This window comes from Paenibacillus sp. FSL R10-2199, assembly GCF_038000235.1.
Lineage (GTDB): Bacteria > Bacillota > Bacilli > Paenibacillales > Paenibacillaceae > Paenibacillus_AQ > Paenibacillus_AQ phytohabitans.
The window spans coordinates 5,718,169-5,736,521 of sequence record NZ_JBBOBO010000001.1 but is presented as its reverse complement, the minus strand read 5'-3'; the positions used below and the strand labels follow the sequence as shown (position 1 = coordinate 5,736,521).

The following is an 18,353-nucleotide window of genomic DNA, read 5'->3' as shown; positions in this document are numbered from 1 at the left end:
TGTTTGTGATATCAATCGGATTCCCTGGCCGTGTCAAGAAGCGGCGGACGCCGGTGCTTCGTGGCCTGTTCGAAGCTGTATGCAATGCCGATCAGCACGGCTTCGCTGAAGGCTGAAGCGGAGAAGGTGACCCCCTGCGGACCGTTGGTGATATAGCCTCCCGGTGCAGTTATCCCGGTAGTGGTATATCCGGCCGGGACTGTAATGAGCGGATAGCCGGCTCTGGCTGCCAGGTCAGTGCCGTGAAATCCGGCAAACATGATGGCATCCAGACCGTAATGCTCCAGTGCATAATCGATGCCTTGTCTGCCAGCCATGGACCGGGAGAATTGCAGCTGCTCCAGATATTCCTGCTCCGTAATCTCGTCTCCGGAAGTATCCAGCCATTCAAGCGTTCCCTGACCATATTTCAGCGCCTGTGCGCTGTGCTGGTTGTTGAATTCGATTAACTCCTGCAGGGAATGCACCGGGATAGAAGCAGGCAGGCCGCTTAAATAACGGTTTAAGCCTTTTTTGAATTCATATTGTAGTATAACAGCATTCCACTCGGCATTCTGGCAAGGAAGCTCAATAGGATCAATGACTTCAGCTCCAAGTTCTTTAAGAACAGCTATGGCAGATTCCATCAGGAGCAGTGCCTCCTCATCCAAATCCTTATAATAGAATCTCGGGATACCAATCCGTTTGGATTTCACGTATTCAATATCCAGAGCGGCAGTATAATCCTGTCTGCCTGCTGTCCCAGCGGATGAAGCGCTGTGGGGATGCTCTCCGGTACCGGCAATGACACTGAGGAGCAGTGCGGCATCCGATACGGTTCTGGCCATCGGACCGGCGGTATCCTGACTGCCGATCCCCGGTATAATCCCCGCATTGCTTACCAGCCCCCACGTAGGTTTGATGCCGGCAAGCGAGTTCTGGGCAGCCGGACAAATGATGGAACCCGAAGTTTCCGTGCCGAGAGCGGCAGCTGCCAGGTTACCGGCAACGGCCGCAGCACTTCCCGAGCTGGAGCCGCCAATGAACAGCTCACCGGGCCCGTAAGGATTCAGCACCAGTCCGCCGCGTGAGCTGTATCCCGCCCACATGGTGGGCGACATGAAGTTGGCCCACTCCGTCATATTTGCTTTTCCCAGAATCACTGCACCTGCAGCCCGCAGCTTATTAATGACTACGGCATCTTCAGCAGCCCTGTAATCTGCCAATGCCAGCGCTCCCGCACTGGTGTGCAGCTTGTCCGAAGTAGCGATATTATCCTTAACAAGTACAGGAATCCCGTGCAGCGGACTACGTACTCCCTTGTCCCGGCGTTCCTGATCAAGCATCCGGGCAATCTCCAGTGCATCAGGGTTAATCTCCAGTACAGAGTTCAGCAGGCTGTCATACCGGTCAATCCGCTCTAAGTATAGACGGGTTAGCTGCTCGGAGGTTAAATTGCCCTGCTCCATTTCCTGCTGCATGGCTGTTATATCCGCTTCAATTATCCATTCCTGCCACTCCCGGGCGGGGGATTGAATGTTGCTGAGGGGGCTGCAGCTAAGGTCTGCATCATTATTTTTCATGGCTGTTTTCTTCCCTCTATACATAGTATTTTAGTTGGCCAGCGTCTCAGCGGCAGCTGCCGGCTGCGGGTCCGGCCAGGTAATCACATTGTGTGTCCTGCTCCACTCTTCGTAGAATAGCGGGCGGTCACGCTTAAACATCCGCATCAGCAGATGAATGAAGAAGATCAGATCGGCAAGCGAGGCTGTAATTCGTATAACCGTAGAACCTGCAGTGCCGAAATTAAGCATTAAGGCAGAATCAAGGGACAGGAAGTTTATTCCTCCAAGCAATCCATAGAGTAGTCCATACCTTATCCACACCATCCAGAGTTTGAGCGGACCACCATCCGCACTGCCCAGCCGGATACGCACCACCCATTTGCCGAGCGTCCGCCCTCCGGTTAAGAGAGGAACGATCAGGAAATACACCATACTGACTGACCAGAATGAAATATTCAGAGATAGCAGATTGAGCAGAAGTGCCGCTGCCATCCATAGGACTGCATCCAGCAGGCAAGCGAGGCCTCGGCGTGTGTAGGTAACCTTTTTGGCGGATAAATCCTCCTGGCTGTCCAGCTGTTCAATCCGCGGCAGCAGTCCGGAGATCCATAAGGCAATCCGGAATCCGGCTATTCCGCCGAACGTATTGGTGATCAGGTCATCGACATCAAAGATCCTGTAAGGATGGTCGAAGAAACCGTAAATCCCGGTAATCTGTGTTATCTCAAACATTAGCGATAGCCCGAAAGAAAGCATGATGCACACGACCCAGCGGGTCCGGAAATAGTAGCCCAGAAACAGCCCGAAAGGTAAGGTCAGCACAACATTGAAGGCAGCCAGCAGGAAATCCGTTTCGCGCAGTACGTTAAGATAGCTTGACGGATCATTACGCGAGAGATGCGTATTGCGCAAGATGTCCTGAATGAACTGCAGCGGCACAGGCTGGAGCATATGCCCGGTAGGCGCAGCGTTATGGCGTGAGTCCGGCATGGGCAGCAGCACCAGGAAAAAGGCGTTCAGCAAGTATAGGAGCAGCAAATAGAGGATGAGCGCCCGAATCTTGTTGATATAACCGTGCCGGCGGTATTGAACGATCAGGAACGGCAAAGTGAAGAGCAGCGCCGCTAACGGAAAAGCCATAAATGCATAAGAGATCGGAAAAAGATAGGATTGAAACATGGTTCACCTGCTGTCTTAGTTTTTGTCTGAACGATTTCTCGATAGGATGCTAAGCATTATGTATGAGACCCCGGTTCTTAACGTTGCAGACTATTTCCCCTATTATAACTTGCTTGAACCGACTTCAGTATAGAATTAAACCTGGGCTTAATCCATGGAATTAATCATTCTATCCGTTCTTTCCTGCATACATATGAGGAGAGGAGCGTGAGACAGGATGGAGAAGAAGGTACAGCAGTATTATAAATTGAAGACCAGGCAGAAGGAGCTGGAAAAGGAGCTGGCCGGGCTGAGGCAGGATATTCTGGCCTATTTTGCTGAACAAGGCAAGGCGGAGTCGGTTATCGGCAGCTACAAAGTGAAGCTTGTCACGCAGAACCGGAAGGAATATGATGATGATAAGCTTTACCAGACATTGTCAGATCCGGAACTGTGGAGGCTGCTCTCCAAGGCAGACCCGGCCAAAGTAGCGAGTCTCACGAAATTGAAAGTGATTGACGAAGAGAAGATTTCGCATACGTATGATGTGAAGACAATTACGCTGCTGCAGGTGGATAAACAGTAGATTCTGCGGTACCGGAGGCGGAGGGGGAATGCACTTTCCGTTTCCGGCGCAGCAGGGAGATTAATATGATTGGAGGGGGATGGAAATGAACAGGACAAGGACCGGAATGAAGAAGGCCCGGTTTCGCCTCGTTGCGGGAGTGCTGCTCATTATCGCTCTAGGATTGCTTTCCTTTTTTTACAGGGAGATTTCTTCCGGACCGGAGAAGCTGCAGGCATGGCAGAAGGTATTTAGTCTAACGGTTCATGCTGCAGACGGAACACCGGAGCTGGCGCAGCCGGATCGTGAGGCTTCTTATGGAAGCTACCGCGTCACCGACAGCAAGGCACCCGGCTATACGCTGATTGTTAATGCTGAAGATGCGGATGAGATCAGGCTGAGTGCAAGTACGGGCAGCTTCATACGCTGGAATGCGCCAGACTATAAGGTGAACCAGGCTGGTAAGGAGATTACGATAGCGCCGGGTGAGACGATCTATTGGACTCCGCTAACCGGAGAATCACCGGAGAGAATTACAGAGAGTGAGCTGACAATGTCTGCTTACCGGCATAACTCGGTGTTCAGCGAAGCCCGGTTTATAATCCGGAGTGATGAGAGCGGCGTCTATACAGGAAAATGGGCTGAGGGGGATTAACTGATCGCCACATGCCCTTTTTTGCGTTAAAATAACAAGTGGGTTTGTTCAAAGTAAGGCAAGAATCATTCACAGACGGAATAGATACGGAGGAAGAGAAGACATGAAGGATTTTGATCTGATGCTGGAGAAATATGCAGAGCTTGTGGTAAAGGTTGGCGTGAACGTGCAGCCAGGGCAAGTGCTGATGGTGCATGCACCGCTTGAGACCGTGGAGCTTACCCGGCTGATCGTAGGCAAAGCTTATGAGGCAGGGGCTAAATATGTGCTTGTGGACTGGGATGATGAAGCGGTAACGCGCATCCGTTATGAGAAGGCTTCTGAGGATTCCTTCGGATATTATCCGCAGTGGCATGCGGACATGCTGGAGGGGTTCGCTGAAGAAGGCGGGGCTATATTACATATTAAGGTACCGGACCCTGAGCTGTTCCGCGGAATTGATTCCGCCAAAGTCTCCACAGCGGTTAAGGCTGCTGCTGTAGCCCGTAAGAAATATCAGAACTATACCCGCAACAACCGAATCAGCTGGTCGCTGGTCAAGGCACCTACGCGTGCCTGGGCGGACAAGGTATTCGCTGATCTGCCTGAAGAGGGCCGGATTGAGGCAATGTGGGAAGCGGTATTCCAGATGAACCGTGTGGGCAGCGAGGATCCGGTTGCTGCTTGGCGCAGTCATATCGGTGACCTGAAGCAGAGCCAGGAGCGGATGAATGCCAAACGGTATAAAAGCCTTCATTACCGTGCACCGGGCACGGATCTGCGCGTAGAACTGCCTGAAGGCCATCTGTGGCGCGGCGGCGGCGGCGAGAATGCCGGCGGTGTATATTTTGTAGCGAATATGCCTACGGAAGAGATCTACACGATGCCGCATCGCACCGGAGTCAATGGTACTGTCAAAAGCACCCTTCCGCTTAATCTGAACGGACGGCTGGTGGACGGAATTACGGTTACCTTTACGGACGGCAAGGTTACAGCCTATGATGCCGAATCCGGGCGTGAGCATCTGACCTCGCTGCTGGACACGGATGAAGGGGCCTCTTATCTTGGGGAGGTGGCACTGGTGCCGCATGACTCTCCGATCTCCCGGCTGAACAGAGTGTTCTATAATACCGGGATCGATGAGAATGCATCCTGTCATTTCGCCCTGGGCAGTGCGTATCCGGTTAACATTGAAGGCGGGACTTCCATGACAAGCGAAGAACTGATTGCCAGGGGAGCCAACGTCAGCCTTACGCATGTCGATTTCATGATTGGCTCGGCGGAGCTTGATATTGACGGGGAGCTGGCCGATGGGACCATTGAGCCGGTGTTCCGCCAAGGCAACTGGGTGCTGTAGCCGGAGGATATCCGGCGGCGGCTAATTAGCTGCGTTCCACAAGTAAGGCCGCATTTTTTCCCGGTCAGCGGGGAATGCGGTTTTTTTTGTGATAATAATTGCCGCAGGATAAAACTGTTTGTGATACCTCTCCGTCTAATTCATGAAAAAGTGATGGAGAGGAGAGGGAGAGATGACGATGTCCGGGGCTGAGATGAAGCGGGTTACTGCCGCTGTGCCGCATGAAGAGACGGATTTTGTTAAAGCGGTTATGGAGCACAGTGATCAGCTATATCATATTGCTTACAGTTATCTGGGCAACCGCAACGATGCGCTGGAAGCCTTGCAGGAAGCGACCTGCCGGGCCTGGGTGAAACGAAGAACCCTAAAGGACCCCCAGGCGTTCAAATCCTGGCTGATACGGATATTAATCTATGTCTGCATTGACGAACAGCGGAGAAGGAAGAGGGCAGTCCCGACCGCAGCGGAGAATATGATGGAGCCGGTCATTCATAACAGCACTCATACTATGGAGATGCAGTGGGCGCTCTTGCAGGTGAAGCTGAAATACCGTCATGTGCTGCTGCTCAAATACTACAATGATATGACCTTGGCTGAAATCGCCGTTCTGCTTAAGAAGCCGGAGGGAACAATCAAAACCTGGCAGCACAAAGGACTGAAGCAGCTTAGGATGATTATGAAGAACCGGGGTGAATGGAATGAACAGTAGCAGGGAAGAACAGGCGATGTTGTCTGATGCGGTCCGTATACACGAGGCAGCTGAAGCGGACGCCGGAGGCAATGCGGTCAGAATGGCAGTTCAGGCGGGAATGGAGAGCGGACGCAGGAGAAGCTGGCAGGGCAGATTCACCAAAGGTTCCTTTATCGGCCTGGCTGCCGCTGCGGTTGCCGCAATGATCCTATTTTTCATTCCAGTAATCCACGATTCTGCATCGCATACTGCCACACCTCCTGGAGTAGTGAATTGGGGAGAGCTGGAAAAGTTTAAACGGCTCTATTCTTTTGATATGGAAGCGGCGACTCTGGATTCAGCTATACGGCATGATTATATCCAGATGATTAATCAAAGTGCCGCTAGCGGAGATTATAAGATTACATTAAATGCCGTTACAGCGGATGAGAACCGGATTATCTTTTTGTACACCGCAGAAGTGGCTGAAGGCCAGGAGGTCTATGGTACCAGCAGTGCACGAATGAAGGATATATCAACAGGACAATATTTGGAGAACGGTGGCGGAATCGGGGGCAATGCGACGGCTTCTGGCCTGCTCAATAACCGTATTTACTACGGCCGAAGCATTATCAATCTGGACCGGAACAAGCCGTTCCCGGAGCAGCTTGAAGCAGATTTCCAGATCGCATCTGTGGACACCGGCAAGCTTGGCCAGCCGAAGACAGGGACAATTGTAGCCGACATGCATTATTCTCCCAGACTCAAGGTCAGCTTCAAGCTGGACCCGAAATTCAAAGAGCAGCAAACTGTCATTGTTCAGCCGGATGAAGACTTCGTCCTCGACGGGATCGAAGTGACACTGGAGAAGGTTGAAATCTCACCACTTCTGATCCGGACGATGATTAAAATTAAGAATGAGTCAGATATTACCTGGCAGAACAGGCAAAATATATTTGAGGTTGTATACGGGAATGAAATTCAGTCGATTACAAAATATGGAACTGTTCATCTAGGAATGACGCTGGGTTCCGGAACTTATGAGGGCTTTGAACGGAGCTTCGGCAGCAATCTGCTGGATCAGCCCGAGTCCCTCAATTTGATTCTGAAGACGGGCACAGGTAAGAATGCCAAGGAAATTAACCTGCCCATTCTGCCGTAAAATAGGATGAGAAAAGGCTGACCGCCGGTATCTTTAGCGCGTCAGCCTTTGTGCTGTGTGACTTGTGAAGTGTCAAAGTTAACACTCATTCAATCCGGTTATTAAACCGGAAGACAAGCATATTTCCGTCGAAGGTCTCTCCGGTGCGCTCTGTATATTGACCCTGCGTATAGCGGGAGACCGTCTTCCGCCAGAATTTCTGACCGGTTATATTCCTCGCCGCCGGATTGGTGAACAGCTCCCATTCGCCCCGGAACCGTTCAAATACCTCCACAGCCGCTTGCTCCGCAATACCATTCCCCCTGAAGGGCTGCAGCAGAAAAAAGTCATTCACGAAATAATTAACCTCCTGCCCGCAGTGCGGCGGAGTGGCAATCAGTGCGAACCCGGCCGGCAGTGAATTCACCATGATCAGAAAAGGGTAGAGAATCCCGGGTTTCTCCCACCAGATATTCTGCACTTCATACTGGTCTGCCAGTGTGCGGCATTCGTCATCATCCTCAAATATACCGTGCCGGTTAGGGGTATGTCCTTGCACAAGTCCGTAATGTCCCGACAAATCATGCAGATAGAGCGGATACATATTTTTGATAATATAGGCTTCATTAAGCCCGGTAAGCTTAACTTCGATGTTCATCTGATATTCTGCCTGCTTTCTATGCGTATTGGGTAACAACAACTATTAAAACTTTATACCGGGAGTTCTATTCTTTCTAGTGAGATCTCTGTTATAAAATAAACTTTATCTATTGTGCTGCAGCTTGGCTGGAAATGATAACGATTATCAATTAGAATGAGAGTATTATATTTTAAGCTGACTGCATCAATATTTAAGCCCGGTGCAGCAGCTTCTTCAGGAGGAATAGATCAATATGTACGTGCAAACCAGATCCATCGTTGTAGAAAAAGGCAACAGTAGCACCGTAGTAGAACGCTTCAGCAAACAGGGGGCACTGGAGGAAATGGACGGGCTGATCGATGTCAGCGTGATGGTCAATAAGAAGAGTAAGGAGCATGAAGAGGTTCTCCTGCTGATCCGCTGGGAATCGGAGGAAGCCTGGAAGAACTGGGAGAAGAGTGATGCCCATCTTCAGGGCCACAAGAACAGCAGAGGGCAGGCGAAGCCTGCTTATATCATTAGCACTACAGTAAATATGTATCATGTACAGACGGTAAAAGAGGGCAAGGCCTACGGGAAACGCTCCTAAACCGGGCTAATTCAGAATGCCTTCTCTGGACAGCAAACTTGATATTATGCGGTATGCTGTGCCAATGACCTCGTGCTATGAGGGCAATTATGAATTGGGCCGTAAGGGGATAAAGTTGCCTGACGATCTCCCGGTGATCGGCTATGATAATGCTTTTTTACCGAAAATACGAATGCGCCGCTTATCACCATACGTCACCGGTACGAAGAAATTGGAACGCTTGCCGCTGAATTGCTGATTGAAATTATGAATGGGGGAGCCGGAAGAAGTCTGCGGCTTGCTCCGGAACTTTTCAGACGGGATACGGTTATTTGTGTGAATTGATATTTAAATGAAAAAAAAGGCCATGCAGCTGTTATATCAGTGCATGGTCTTTTCTTCTGAACCAGGGCTTCAAATAGAAGCTCCTTCATAGTCTGGTATTTAATGTGTGGAGAGCAAGCCGATAAAAGTTACCGGGCCAGCCGAAAGCTTGGTTTTGGTTTTACCGTCATTGCTGAACCGGTACAAACAATCGTTGTCTCCAGCGTTAATATAATATATACCCTGGATATCGTTTGTAATTACGGAGTAGTCAGATTCTACACCCGCCATCTTGGTCAGTGTTGAATCGGCATTCAGTACATAAGCATCGGTTTTGGTATAAAAAATGGTAGTAAGCGTGGTTCCATTCTTTACGGTTTGGACATTGATAACATTAGTCAGTGCAAGTGCCTTGGATGAGGCTATTTTGCCATTTGCAAGAGTGCTGATATATGCTTTGCCCTTGGAATCCACATATGCCAGTTTGGTATTGCTTAACTCGCTGATGCTTAGGACACTATTCTGGCTAAGTTGAAGGATCTTTCCGTTTTTGTCGATCAGGAAGCCTTTGCCAGTGCTGAAATTGTTCTCTCCTTTTGCATCAAGTTTAATCCCTTTGTTAAACAGGAAGTAATTATTGGACCAGGTGCCAGCGTACACTTCATTTGAATCCAGCGGACTTTTGGCATTGGCTGCTTTGGGAGCCCCTCCGCTTAAGGGAAGCGTGTAGAGCACCTTAGAATTAAGGGAATATTCTGTTTCACCAGGAATAGTGTCAATCATCAGGTTTAAGCTGGCACCATACGGGTGGATGAAACTGGCATCCTGAATAGCTCCGCTGGCGATCCATTGAATGGTTCCGCTCCCGTCACTAGGCTTAGAAGCTACCCAGGTAGTGGTTGTATCCTTCAAGGCATTATAGTAGATTCGTCCATTCAGGACGTCAAAGCACTGGAAGTTCGCATCTGCATTGTCTGCGACCCGCGTAAGCTGGGTATCATCTTCAGCATTGGCTGAAGTCCGGTAGATGCTGCCCGTGTCATCCATGAAGTACAGGAAGTCACCATCGATCAGGAAATAGACAATATTGCGATCTCCGCTAAAATTGGTGATTAAGGCATCGGGATCAGTTAGTGACAGGCGCTGTATACCCATGATGCTCTCATAGTAAAAATAGAGATATTTACCTGTCGACATTAATCCGTTGCCATCGAAATTCTCGGCGATTTTCTGTGTTTCGCTTCCGTCTGTCGTTACACGGTATAGAACTTCATTGGATACATAATACACATATGCTTTGCCTGCTGTTGCCGCTGAAGCCGTTTGTGTTTGGCTGGCGCCGGCTGTACCGATGGTCACCAGTAACAGTACAAGCAGAATACAACCTAGTTTTCTGGATAATAACTTTAAAGCGTTCATGTGAAGTCTCCTCTTTGGCAGTGTGGTATACAGTAAATACTGTTCTAATAAGATATCGGAGAGATTCACAATATGTAATATAAATCTAAAGAACCAATTATTAACTTTAACATTAAAGTTATCAAGGAAGTTGCTAGGGGATTCTGCGTTCTTATGTATGCTGAAAGGCGGTAAACCTGCGGGGAGGAAAGGAAATATAGTCTGACGAGTGATGGAAAGAGTCCCAAGGCTTGCATGAATGAGAAAATGTAACCGAACGCATTATACGGGAAGTACAAGTGGAAGCATATGATTATCTTGCCAGGGTAGGGGTAAAATCACCATGTAATCATCCGCAGCTCTTCGGTAATTGATAATGCCTGCTGATATAACTACTATACCTGACACTGGAGGAGATTATATGTTTGGCAAAAAAACGATTTTCATAACCGGTGCCGGCAGCGGGCGCTGAATTCGGCATCCAGGTAGCGACCATTAATCCGGGACCCTATAAGACAGGCTTCAATGATATGATGTTTGAAGAGAAAGAGAAATGGTATGACGAGAAAGTCAATTTCACGAAACGCGCGGATATGCTAAAAGGTGCCGCAATGCTTGCATTGCAGCAGGACCCCCAGGAAATGATTGATAAAATGGTGGAGGTCATCGAAGCCAAACATCATCCGTTCCGGACGGTCTACCCCGAGGCGGCTGAGCTGCTGGTGAAGGAGAATGAGCGGAAGATTTGGGATGAGAAAATATAAATTTGTAGTGAATACAGGGAAGCGGGGACCGGCGCATAGGCTGATCCCCGCTTTTATTGCGTGTGGTAGATACGGTATCGAAAATTATGCTAGAGACAGCATGTTATAAGGAATCTGTTCCTATATAGGCCTCCAGCAGTTCCCTTGAGGTTTTGCCTATCAGCAGGTTGCCGTCACTGGTCCATTTCAGCAGACGTCCCCTCTCCAGCTTCACGGCTTGCCGGGTCTTCTGATTAAGCAGCCAGATATCCGAATTCATGCCTTGAACCGCATAATACACAGGCTGGTCTCCAGGCTCGGGGAGGAAGTGCAGCTCCTCCGGGAATTTCACCTTTCCGGCGGATTCCTCAAATAGCAGAAGCAGGTCAGCGGGAAGGGAAGGCTTCTCCAAGAACTCGGTTACCCCAGTATCCGTATGAACCAGATTCACGCCACCGTTGCCATATTGCTCATATCCGCTGACCGGAACTGTGAGGATACCGGGATCTTTCCAGGCCATCGGATAAATAAACAGAAATCCGTCACTGTGGCTTTGGACGCTGGCCCTCGGTTTGGTGAATACTTCTTCTCCCTTACGGTTCAGAACAATCAAATCGGCGTCAGGACCTATATACGGCTCAGAGGCAACAAGCAGGGCAGCCTGGCTGTTATCCGGGGATGCGGTGAGTCCATAGACCGCCCGCTCGGCAGAATACAGCTTTTTGGCTTCTCCGGTTGTAATATTCACCAGGTATAAAGTGCGGTTTCCTTTGACGGCAAAAATCTCATCATTCAGCAGCCGGTCGGCATAGAGCACATCATTGCCGTAGTCATTACCGTAGGGAGGTTCCTCACCGGACCATTGCGGCGCCGGCCAGGATGTTATGCTTCCGTCCTCCGCCAGAAGCTCAGGCTGCTCACTGCCGATGTGGTAGATAAGCAGCTGCTGCTGTTCGTTCAGGCCGGTCCTTACCGGTTGGAACAAGTTAATGGCTGCTGAAGCCCATTCTCTTATAACCTCTCCCTGTTTGCTGACAAGCCGGACACCCCGGAAGGAATCTGCCGGATCCGGCACAGCCGCCGCAGCAGGGGCTACGCTAACTCCAGGCGCAGACGGAGAAACGGCAGGTTCAGGTGTGCTTGTGGGCACCGTTCCCGTGAATCCGGGAGCAGCGGATGAGGAAGAAGGCTTAGGGGAACCAGCCTGCTCTGAACTGCAGCCGCCGAGTGCGGCAATGGATACAAGCAATAGCAAGAATAGCCTAATACTGCGGTTCATAGATTCACATCCATTTCCTATTATTGGGATGAGGAATCCCTATTATTAGGAATAGACGCGGAAATTATTGTGAAGTTGCTGCCGAGCGAGGCAATTCGAAGCTCCAGTCGGCGTCATTGAAGAGTTTGTCTGTGACTGTGCGGATTAGCGTCAGCTCCTTCGGGATGGATTTCATACCGTCAACAATCAGATACACAAGATCGGAGTTCCCACTGCTCTGGCCAAAGGTAACGAGATCCCCCTCCCGGTAGGAACCCCAGCGGATTACATCATACTCAGTGCCATTGCCGTCCCGGGCCATCCATTTGTCCATATCGAATTCATTGCTGAATTTGCCGCTGACAGCCATCCAGGCTGACAGCCCAGGCAAGGTCTGAGTCTCAGTGATCTTTATATTATTTACATTCAAAATATCACCCTCTGCTGCAAAGACAGCAGGCTTTGTCTTCAGAAGCGCCGGATTGAACGTTAATGAATCATCCGATTCAACAGGGATGGAGAAGCCGTCGAGTACGAAATAAATAGGCTCGCTGAGATATGGAAGTTCCGTTAAGTAATAACTCCAGTTCAATTGGAGATCATGACCGACTCTGTTTATCTCAGACATTCCGCCATATTTACTATTAATGAGTGAGCCCACAATTTGACCTTTGGCATTCTCGAAATGATACCTGACACCCAGATTAACCCTGCGGTTCTCCGGAACTTGGGAGGCCAGCTCATCCTTTAGCAGGGTACTGAATTCAATTTTGGCACCGGCAGGAGAATGCGTGATGCCTTTCATCAGAATTTCCAGCCCTTGAGGTGTGGTGTAGCTGTATTTACTCAAATCAGTGTTCACTGTCAGAGCATTGGCGGTTGTCATGTCTGCAGCATAACTGAAGCTCCAATTCCCCGAAATCCTATCATTGGTCTTGTATTTCAGCATCAGCTCGTGAACCTTCCCTTCAATGAACACGGTATCCCCGGGCTGTTCTCCTTTGAAATAATAGGTTAATAACAGATATTCAATCCTGAACTTATCGGGGCCGAGCTTAGTACTCATATGATTGATACCCTGCAGGTCTCCAATTTCTAGCCCTTCCTCGTTACGGAGCTGCAGCTGGGTGATATCAAACATACTCATCATTTCTTCATCTGGCTGCCCTTTGGCATCGGTAATTCTGAGATTCAGAATCATCCGGTTCGGGTCGGCAACAACCTCTTGCAGCGTCAGCGTATAGCCCTGATCCGTGACCTCAATATCAGGCAGCTTCACTACCCCGGCTTTCTTGGCTTCCAGCAGGTGATGGTCACTCCACTCGGAAGGCAGTATGAGCAGCCGCTGGGATTTGGAGGATTGGATCTGCTGTAGAGCAGATAAGTCCGGGAGCAGGAACAGCAGGACCGCCAGCGCAATGGCAGCTGTACCCAAGCCTGCCCATAGTACATTACGCCGGAACCTTCTGCGGCCGGGATTGCTGGTATAGCCAGCCATGGACCCGTTTGATGCGGGCAAAATCTCCGTCTGGCGGATTTGCTCCATAACACGCCCCGTGAAATCCTCATCCATCTGATGATCATCATAACCGGACAGAGACATTAGCATTTCCTCATCTGCCACATTATCGTGTGTGCGGTAATCCGATTTTTTCATTGGAATCCTCCTTCGGTTTCGGCCATTGTTTTTTGAGCTTCAAGCGGGCGCGGTGCAGACGGTTCTTCACCTGATGCAAAGTAATTCCCGTGATGGCGGCAATCTCCTCATAAGTCAATTCATTGGTATAACGCAACAGCAGCACGATCCGGTAGCGTTCCGGAAGCCGGGCCAGCTTTTTTTGCAGCTCCAGCTTGTTTTCCTTGATCATATACCGCTCTTCAGGTGTCGGGGCCTGATCCATCTCCTCCAGAATGGAGCCTCCCGAGAAAGAGAATGCCTTGCGCCGCTTCTGTGATTTGAACCGGTTGATGGCAATGGCGTAGAGCCAGGCTGCGAAGCTGGACTGTTCATTATGGCTGCGCAGCTTCTGATAGGCCTGAATGAAAGTATCCTGCGCCAGATCCTGCGCATCCTGATGGCTCGCACCGAGGCCCAGCAGCAGAAGGTATAAACCGGATTTATACTGGTCTACCAGTATAGCAAAGGCCTCACGATTTCCGGCCAGCACCTCGGCAATTATGATTTCGGCATTGTCTTGTTCCTTCATCTATTGCCTCCAAATGGACGTATTTACTTATAAGACGCGCGGACGGCCTGCGGTTTCTCACTTTTTTTGCCAAAAAACAAAAGATATCTTCTCACACCGCAGCCGGTATGTAAATATTATCCGCCTGGAGCGATGCGGCCGGTTTCTGCAAACAGCTCAAATTCTGCCATCCGGAGGCATCTTATCCGGTAATCGGGTAATAAGAGAATAGCTAAACTTAAGTTCAGCTATCAGACAGACATCTATTCTTCGGGAGGTTAGCAGATGAGAAGATTACATTTCAATTTGCCGGTATGGTGTAAAGGAGCTTTACTAGGCCTAGTTCTGATCTTTAGCAGCATTGTTACAGGAAATTCTACACCTCAGGCCACTGCGGCAGCATTCTCACAGAAGGAGGCCGTGTATAAAGCAAGTAATTGATAGAGCTGCAGCCAAGAGCGGGCTAACATACAGCGGATTGTTGAGCTCGGTTCAGGAGGCCAATATCCGGAAGTTGTTAATAGAATTGAGAGATACGGGTTATAAAATCGAGACCAGTGAGGGGATGTATTATCCTATTATGCATTATGAGGGCTTCAAAGCGTTTAAACCGTATATTGCAAAAGATATTGCAGCTTATATGGATCTCATGGCCACAGAGAGCAACCGCCCGGCAACCTACGATGCCGGTATCGTCATTACGTGGGATGAGATTATAGCCAAGGCGGTAATTATGGAGGATTTTGTCCAGAACTATCCGAAGTCCAACCGGGTCAGCGTTGTCCAAACAGAGCTGGGATACGCAGTGTCGAGAACGTTCTATGGGACGGACAACACTCCGGCTTATGATTATGAGGATGAAGCTGTTGACCCTGCACTTAAAAAAGCATATGAGAATGTGCTGCTGGAGGGGCCCGGGGATAGCCGTTATTCTGCAAATAATCCAGAAGCTGCTGTCTATGCTTGATGCCTCGGATGACCGCTTCACACCTCAAATTGAAAGCTACCTGAAGACTGCTCTGCAGTTAGTGGGATAAACAATAGATAAGGATGGCCTGCTGTAGATAGATCAGGCTTTTCTTGAATCCGAACCCGGCAAAATAAGGCGAAGCAATCGCATCTTCACTTACTTCCTCATTGCGGAAGAATGGGGGGCAAGGATTTAAGATGGCATCCGGTTTGGCAGACTTCATCCGCTCAAGGGTAATTTGATAGGCGCCAAGATACTCCTGGGTCAGGCATGTCACTGGCAAAGAATCGGTAAGAATAACGTCGCTCTCCGGCAGAATGCTGTCCAGACTGGTGTGAAACGCATAATTAGGGTTCTCTGTCCCCATCTCTTTGCCTGCCGTGCATACATGATTGAAAGAGAGGTCAAGAGCCTTGGCGGCTTCCATCCAGCTTCTGGATATATTGCCTGCCGGACCTACGAAGGTGTAGGTCAGTTCCCGGTAGTTATCTCTGATGGAGCGCAGGGCGTACAGGTCAGCCAGAATCTCACAGGGGTGATTGTGCGCTGTCATGGCATTAATGACTGGAATCGAGGCGTGCGCCGACAGCTCTTCCAGCTTGGACAACTCGGGATATCTGGCGATAATCCCGTCACCCCAGTTCTCCAGATAGCGGATCATATCGCCGGGAGATTCTTTCTTGTCCAGGGCTTCCGGCGGAAATGTAATATAGGCTCCGCCGAGGTCCCTGATGCCTTTCTCGAAGCTGATCCGGGTCCGCAGACTGGTATCGGGGAAGAAGAGAATCATCGTTTTTCCTGCAAGTAAAGGCTCCGGGCTTCTGTAACGAAGCTGATCGGTTAATTCAAATATTTCAAGGATCTGCTCAGCGGTGAGCTGGCTTATATCCAGAAAATGCATCGTGGTATCCCTCCTTGGCACAGGTATATTCATTACAGTAACTGTATAAATATACATTAGTGCGGAAGGATATACAAACCAATATTTGTTAAAAAAGTTGCCGGATTTGTATCAGCCGGATATGCCAATAGCACTGGCCGGAGAAAGTTCAGGGTCAAGCAGCCTCATCAGCTGAAGGAGATTAGACTCCGACATGGCAATGCAGCCGGCAGTAGGCTTGCCAGCGGCTCTCCAGATATGCAGGAAGATAGCGCTGCCTTTGCCGGACATAACCGGATCATCGTTGTATTTCAGAATGATAGCGTATTTATATAGGGGCTGCTGGAGCCGCTCATAAGACCGCCAGCGCTGATCCGGATTGCCGGCATAATTCACCCATTGATTGTACTGGCTGGATAACGGATCATCGACCCAGTAATCCTGATTAGACGTTCTTGTATAGAAGATACGAAGTCCGCCGGGATTCATTGCTGATCCGAAACCTGAGCCGAGGCGGTAGATACCGGAGGGGGTCCGCCCGTCACCTTCCTTGATTTTGCCGATGCCCTTGCTGCCCAAGGTGACGGGTATTCCTGAGAGGACGGATTGCCATTGCCCGCCGATGTTCTGCTGAAGCGACAGCTGGCCGGTCTGGGAATGGATGGACTTCGCTTCGACAACAACCATCTGCTGGCTATGTATAACATCTGCCTTGTAGGGCCAGGAAGCGGCGAAGCCGGCTGCAGAGGACCGGGGAGACCAGGTGGCGCAGCTTAAGAACAGGAAGAAGAGAGACAATAATCAGATGGCTGGTTGTACGGAAATCCGCGGTTTCATATTATGGCAACGCATAGCTCAGCCCCCTTTGTCTTCTTATTTACCTCTGGAGGACTGAGGGGAATCGGCTGGATAATGGAATGTTTTATAGAATAATATGTAATCGAAGAGCAGTCTGTACAAATGACACATTACAATATTGACTATCAATAGAAAAAATGACATTAGATAACATTCTTGATTATTTGTCTCTTGGTTGGCTGTTCCATCCCGGTGCTCCATAAGTTAATAATCACATTTTCAAACGAATGAAAGTTGTAGGGCGATTCTTAGGATTTCCTCAATCTGTTCTCACGGCTTTGACCAAGCGCCCGATAAACTGAATGGGGAGGAGGGTATCCTGGGGATTCTTGGAGAAAGCCGAGTTTACGACAATTACTAGATCAAGGTCGGGTACGAGTGTCAAATATTGGCCGGCATAACCCATACCGAAAATGGCCTTATGTCCGCTGTACTGATTTATCCACCAATGTAAACCATAATTACCAAAATTAATATTTCCCTCCGAATGCGGAGTGGTCGTATCCTGGATCCATGCCTCCGATACAATGCGTTTACCATTCCATATGCCATGGTTAAGCACCAATTGGCCAATCTTCGCTAGATCCCTTGGCTTCATCTTCAGTCCGAAACCACCTGAATTCGAATCATCCGGTGAACTAGGCCACTCTACGCTATTAATGTCGAGAGGACCTAACAGATGCTCTTTGGCAAAATCGAGTTCGGATTTTCCAGTCGTTTTTCTGATAATCGCCGCCAGCAATTGGGAACCGCCCGTATTATAATTCCAAATAATACCTGGGGCGTCATCCATTGATTGGCTAAGTATAAATTGGTTCCAATCCTTGGTCTCTGTCATAGGTTTGAGCATATAGTTCCACTCAGTCCATTCCGGGAAATGCAAGCCACTTGTCATACTGAGCAGATGCTCCATGGTAATGGATTTCTTAGCTGATGAATCGAACGAATCTTTATATTCGGGAAAAAATGCCTCGATCGGCTCATTAATTCCTTTCAGATAGCCTTTATCGATAGCTATCCCGATTAAGAGCGAAGTCACGCTCTTAGTGATGGAGTTTACAGCCAGCATAGAATCCGGCATGCCATCCTTATAATACTCGGAGACGATTGTGCCGTCTCTAACAACCAGCATGGAAAGAACCGCCGATTTCTTGGCAAGTTGCATCACTGCCTCGATTTCCTTGGAATCCATCTCAACCTGCTCTGGAGTGCCGATCTGCCACTCCCCATTAGGCAAGCTAATCACCTTGGAGCTGTTGAGGGATGGCACGGAGGTTGAGGACTTTTCGGAAGAGCAAGCGGAAGTGGCAAGGATCAGACAAAATGCCCCAGCCACCATGGCCAGCTTAGCAAAGCTGAATAATTTGTTCATAGAGTAACACACCCCTTAAATTTATAATTCGAACTCCCTTATGGTAGTGTAATGGGCGTGTATCGTCTTCCAATTTCTTGCTAACGA

Annotated in this window: 18 protein-coding genes; 8 read left to right on the top strand and 10 right to left on the bottom strand. The window is 49.3% G+C overall.

The genetic code is table 11. The features are described from left to right. Positions 1-11: 11 nt before the first annotated feature. Together NYE33_RS25135 and NYE33_RS25130 are read right to left on the bottom strand one after the other, a co-directional pair. Positions 12-1,562, bottom strand: a complete 1,551-nt coding sequence (locus NYE33_RS25135; RefSeq protein WP_336100827.1) for an amidase family protein — start codon at positions 1,560-1,562, stop codon at positions 12-14. Between the two features lie 30 nt (positions 1,563-1,592). Further along, complete coding sequence (locus NYE33_RS25130; protein WP_336100825.1) at positions 1,593-2,723, bottom strand: VanZ family protein; 1,131 nt, start codon at positions 2,721-2,723, stop codon at positions 1,593-1,595. 217 nt (positions 2,724-2,940) lie between these two features. Here NYE33_RS25130 and NYE33_RS25125 point away from each other — a divergent pair, with 217 nt between their 5' ends. The 5 genes from NYE33_RS25125 to NYE33_RS25105 all read left to right on the top strand — a co-directional run bounded on the left by NYE33_RS25125 (position 2,941) and on the right by NYE33_RS25105 (position 7,090). After that, positions 2,941-3,288 carry a hypothetical protein gene (locus NYE33_RS25125; RefSeq protein WP_039303540.1) on the top strand — a complete coding sequence of 116 codons (348 nt, stop codon included), beginning with the start codon at positions 2,941-2,943 and terminating at the stop codon, positions 3,286-3,288. A gap of 85 nt (positions 3,289-3,373) precedes the next feature. Further along, a complete protein-coding gene (locus tag NYE33_RS25120) occupies positions 3,374-3,922 on the top strand; it encodes a hypothetical protein (RefSeq protein WP_336100823.1) in 549 nt (182 codons plus the stop codon). Positions 3,923-4,025: 103 nt separating this feature from the next. After that, positions 4,026-5,258: an aminopeptidase gene (locus NYE33_RS25115; protein WP_039303534.1), complete on the top strand. Its 1,233-nt coding sequence runs from the start codon at positions 4,026-4,028 to the stop codon at positions 5,256-5,258. A 172-nt stretch (positions 5,259-5,430) separates the two neighbouring features. Beyond that, positions 5,431-5,967, top strand: coding sequence for a sigma-70 family RNA polymerase sigma factor (locus NYE33_RS25110; protein ID WP_042136796.1), 537 nt, complete (start codon positions 5,431-5,433; stop codon positions 5,965-5,967). Further along, positions 5,957-7,090, top strand: a complete 1,134-nt coding sequence (locus NYE33_RS25105; RefSeq protein WP_081969979.1) for a DUF4179 domain-containing protein — start codon at positions 5,957-5,959, stop codon at positions 7,088-7,090. The genes NYE33_RS25110 and NYE33_RS25105 overlap by 11 nt, the downstream gene beginning before the upstream one ends. An 85-nt stretch (positions 7,091-7,175) precedes the next feature. Here the strand turns inward: NYE33_RS25105 and NYE33_RS25100 are convergent, their stop codons facing one another. Further along, positions 7,176-7,727 (bottom strand): hypothetical protein, encoded by a 552-nt coding sequence (locus NYE33_RS25100; protein ID WP_042136800.1) that lies wholly within the window; start codon positions 7,725-7,727, stop codon positions 7,176-7,178. Positions 7,728-7,962: 235 nt separating this feature from the next. On the opposite strand from NYE33_RS25100, the gene NYE33_RS25095 reads away from it, so the two are divergent. After that, positions 7,963-8,298 carry an antibiotic biosynthesis monooxygenase gene (locus NYE33_RS25095; protein WP_042136801.1) on the top strand — a complete coding sequence of 112 codons (336 nt, stop codon included), beginning with the start codon at positions 7,963-7,965 and terminating at the stop codon, positions 8,296-8,298. A gap of 423 nt (positions 8,299-8,721) precedes the next feature. Here NYE33_RS25095 and NYE33_RS25090 read toward each other — a convergent pair whose 3' ends face one another. Further along, positions 8,722-10,020 carry a DUF5050 domain-containing protein gene (locus tag NYE33_RS25090; RefSeq protein ID WP_042136803.1) on the bottom strand — a complete coding sequence of 433 codons (1,299 nt, stop codon included), beginning with the start codon at positions 10,018-10,020 and terminating at the stop codon, positions 8,722-8,724. Between the two features lie 431 nt (positions 10,021-10,451). On the opposite strand from NYE33_RS25090, the gene NYE33_RS25085 reads away from it, so the two are divergent. Next, entirely contained in the window at positions 10,452-10,763 is a 312-nt protein-coding gene (locus NYE33_RS25085) for a hypothetical protein (protein WP_231575366.1), read from the top strand. A 103-nt stretch (positions 10,764-10,866) separates the two neighbouring features. Here NYE33_RS25085 and NYE33_RS25080 read toward each other — a convergent pair whose 3' ends face one another. The 3 genes from NYE33_RS25080 to NYE33_RS25070 form a co-directional block, all read right to left on the bottom strand. After that, positions 10,867-12,021: a hypothetical protein gene (locus NYE33_RS25080; protein ID WP_042136804.1), complete on the bottom strand. Its 1,155-nt coding sequence runs from the start codon at positions 12,019-12,021 to the stop codon at positions 10,867-10,869. 64 nt (positions 12,022-12,085) lie between these two features. Continuing rightward, positions 12,086-13,657 (bottom strand): DUF4179 domain-containing protein, encoded by a 1,572-nt coding sequence (locus NYE33_RS25075; protein ID WP_076244787.1) that lies wholly within the window; start codon positions 13,655-13,657, stop codon positions 12,086-12,088. Next, positions 13,626-14,207 carry an RNA polymerase sigma factor gene (locus NYE33_RS25070; RefSeq protein WP_076244790.1) on the bottom strand — a complete coding sequence of 194 codons (582 nt, stop codon included), beginning with the start codon at positions 14,205-14,207 and terminating at the stop codon, positions 13,626-13,628. Before NYE33_RS25070 ends, NYE33_RS25075 begins: the two co-directional genes overlap by 32 nt. A 493-nt stretch (positions 14,208-14,700) precedes the next feature. Here NYE33_RS25070 and NYE33_RS25065 point away from each other — a divergent pair, with 493 nt between their 5' ends. Next, entirely contained in the window at positions 14,701-15,153 is a 453-nt protein-coding gene (locus NYE33_RS25065) for a hypothetical protein (RefSeq protein WP_144026100.1), read from the top strand. 58 nt (positions 15,154-15,211) lie between these two features. Here NYE33_RS25065 and NYE33_RS25060 read toward each other — a convergent pair whose 3' ends face one another. From NYE33_RS25060 to NYE33_RS25050, 3 genes are all read right to left on the bottom strand, one after another. After that, the gene (locus tag NYE33_RS25060) at positions 15,212-16,057 is read right to left on the bottom strand and encodes an ornithine carbamoyltransferase (RefSeq protein ID WP_341068069.1); all 846 of its coding nucleotides are present in this window, start codon (positions 16,055-16,057) and stop codon (positions 15,212-15,214) included. Between the two features lie 111 nt (positions 16,058-16,168). Then, positions 16,169-16,834, bottom strand: a complete 666-nt coding sequence (locus NYE33_RS25055; protein WP_256703902.1) for a L,D-transpeptidase family protein — start codon at positions 16,832-16,834, stop codon at positions 16,169-16,171. 319 nt (positions 16,835-17,153) lie between these two features. After that, on the bottom strand, positions 17,154-18,266 hold the full coding sequence (locus tag NYE33_RS25050) for a serine hydrolase domain-containing protein (protein ID WP_083705571.1): 1,113 nt from the start codon (positions 18,264-18,266) through the stop codon (positions 17,154-17,156). Positions 18,267-18,353: the final 87 nt, after the last annotated feature.

Excerpts from the sequence above, each read along its gene's own strand:
- NYE33_RS25135 (WP_336100827.1), bottom strand. The coding sequence starts at position 1,562 with ATGAAAAATAATGATGCAGACCTTAGCTGCAGCCCCCTCAGCAACATT.
- NYE33_RS25130 (WP_336100825.1), bottom strand. The coding sequence starts at position 2,723 with ATGTTTCAATCCTATCTTTTTCCGATCTCTTATGCATTTATGGCTTTT.
- NYE33_RS25125 (WP_039303540.1), top strand. The coding sequence starts at position 2,941 with ATGGAGAAGAAGGTACAGCAGTATTATAAATTGAAGACCAGGCAGAAG.
- NYE33_RS25120 (WP_336100823.1), top strand. The coding sequence starts at position 3,374 with ATGAACAGGACAAGGACCGGAATGAAGAAGGCCCGGTTTCGCCTCGTT.
- NYE33_RS25115 (WP_039303534.1), top strand. The coding sequence starts at position 4,026 with ATGAAGGATTTTGATCTGATGCTGGAGAAATATGCAGAGCTTGTGGTA.
- NYE33_RS25110 (WP_042136796.1), top strand. The coding sequence starts at position 5,431 with ATGACGATGTCCGGGGCTGAGATGAAGCGGGTTACTGCCGCTGTGCCG.
- NYE33_RS25105 (WP_081969979.1), top strand. The coding sequence starts at position 5,957 with ATGAACAGTAGCAGGGAAGAACAGGCGATGTTGTCTGATGCGGTCCGT.
- NYE33_RS25100 (WP_042136800.1), bottom strand. The coding sequence starts at position 7,727 with ATGAACATCGAAGTTAAGCTTACCGGGCTTAATGAAGCCTATATTATC.
- NYE33_RS25095 (WP_042136801.1), top strand. The coding sequence starts at position 7,963 with ATGTACGTGCAAACCAGATCCATCGTTGTAGAAAAAGGCAACAGTAGC.
- NYE33_RS25090 (WP_042136803.1), bottom strand. The coding sequence starts at position 10,020 with ATGAACGCTTTAAAGTTATTATCCAGAAAACTAGGTTGTATTCTGCTT.
- NYE33_RS25080 (WP_042136804.1), bottom strand. The coding sequence starts at position 12,021 with ATGAACCGCAGTATTAGGCTATTCTTGCTATTGCTTGTATCCATTGCC.
- NYE33_RS25075 (WP_076244787.1), bottom strand. The coding sequence starts at position 13,657 with ATGAAAAAATCGGATTACCGCACACACGATAATGTGGCAGATGAGGAA.
- NYE33_RS25070 (WP_076244790.1), bottom strand. The coding sequence starts at position 14,207 with ATGAAGGAACAAGACAATGCCGAAATCATAATTGCCGAGGTGCTGGCC.
- NYE33_RS25060 (WP_341068069.1), bottom strand. The coding sequence starts at position 16,057 with ATGCATTTTCTGGATATAAGCCAGCTCACCGCTGAGCAGATCCTTGAA.
- NYE33_RS25050 (WP_083705571.1), bottom strand. The coding sequence starts at position 18,266 with ATGAACAAATTATTCAGCTTTGCTAAGCTGGCCATGGTGGCTGGGGCA.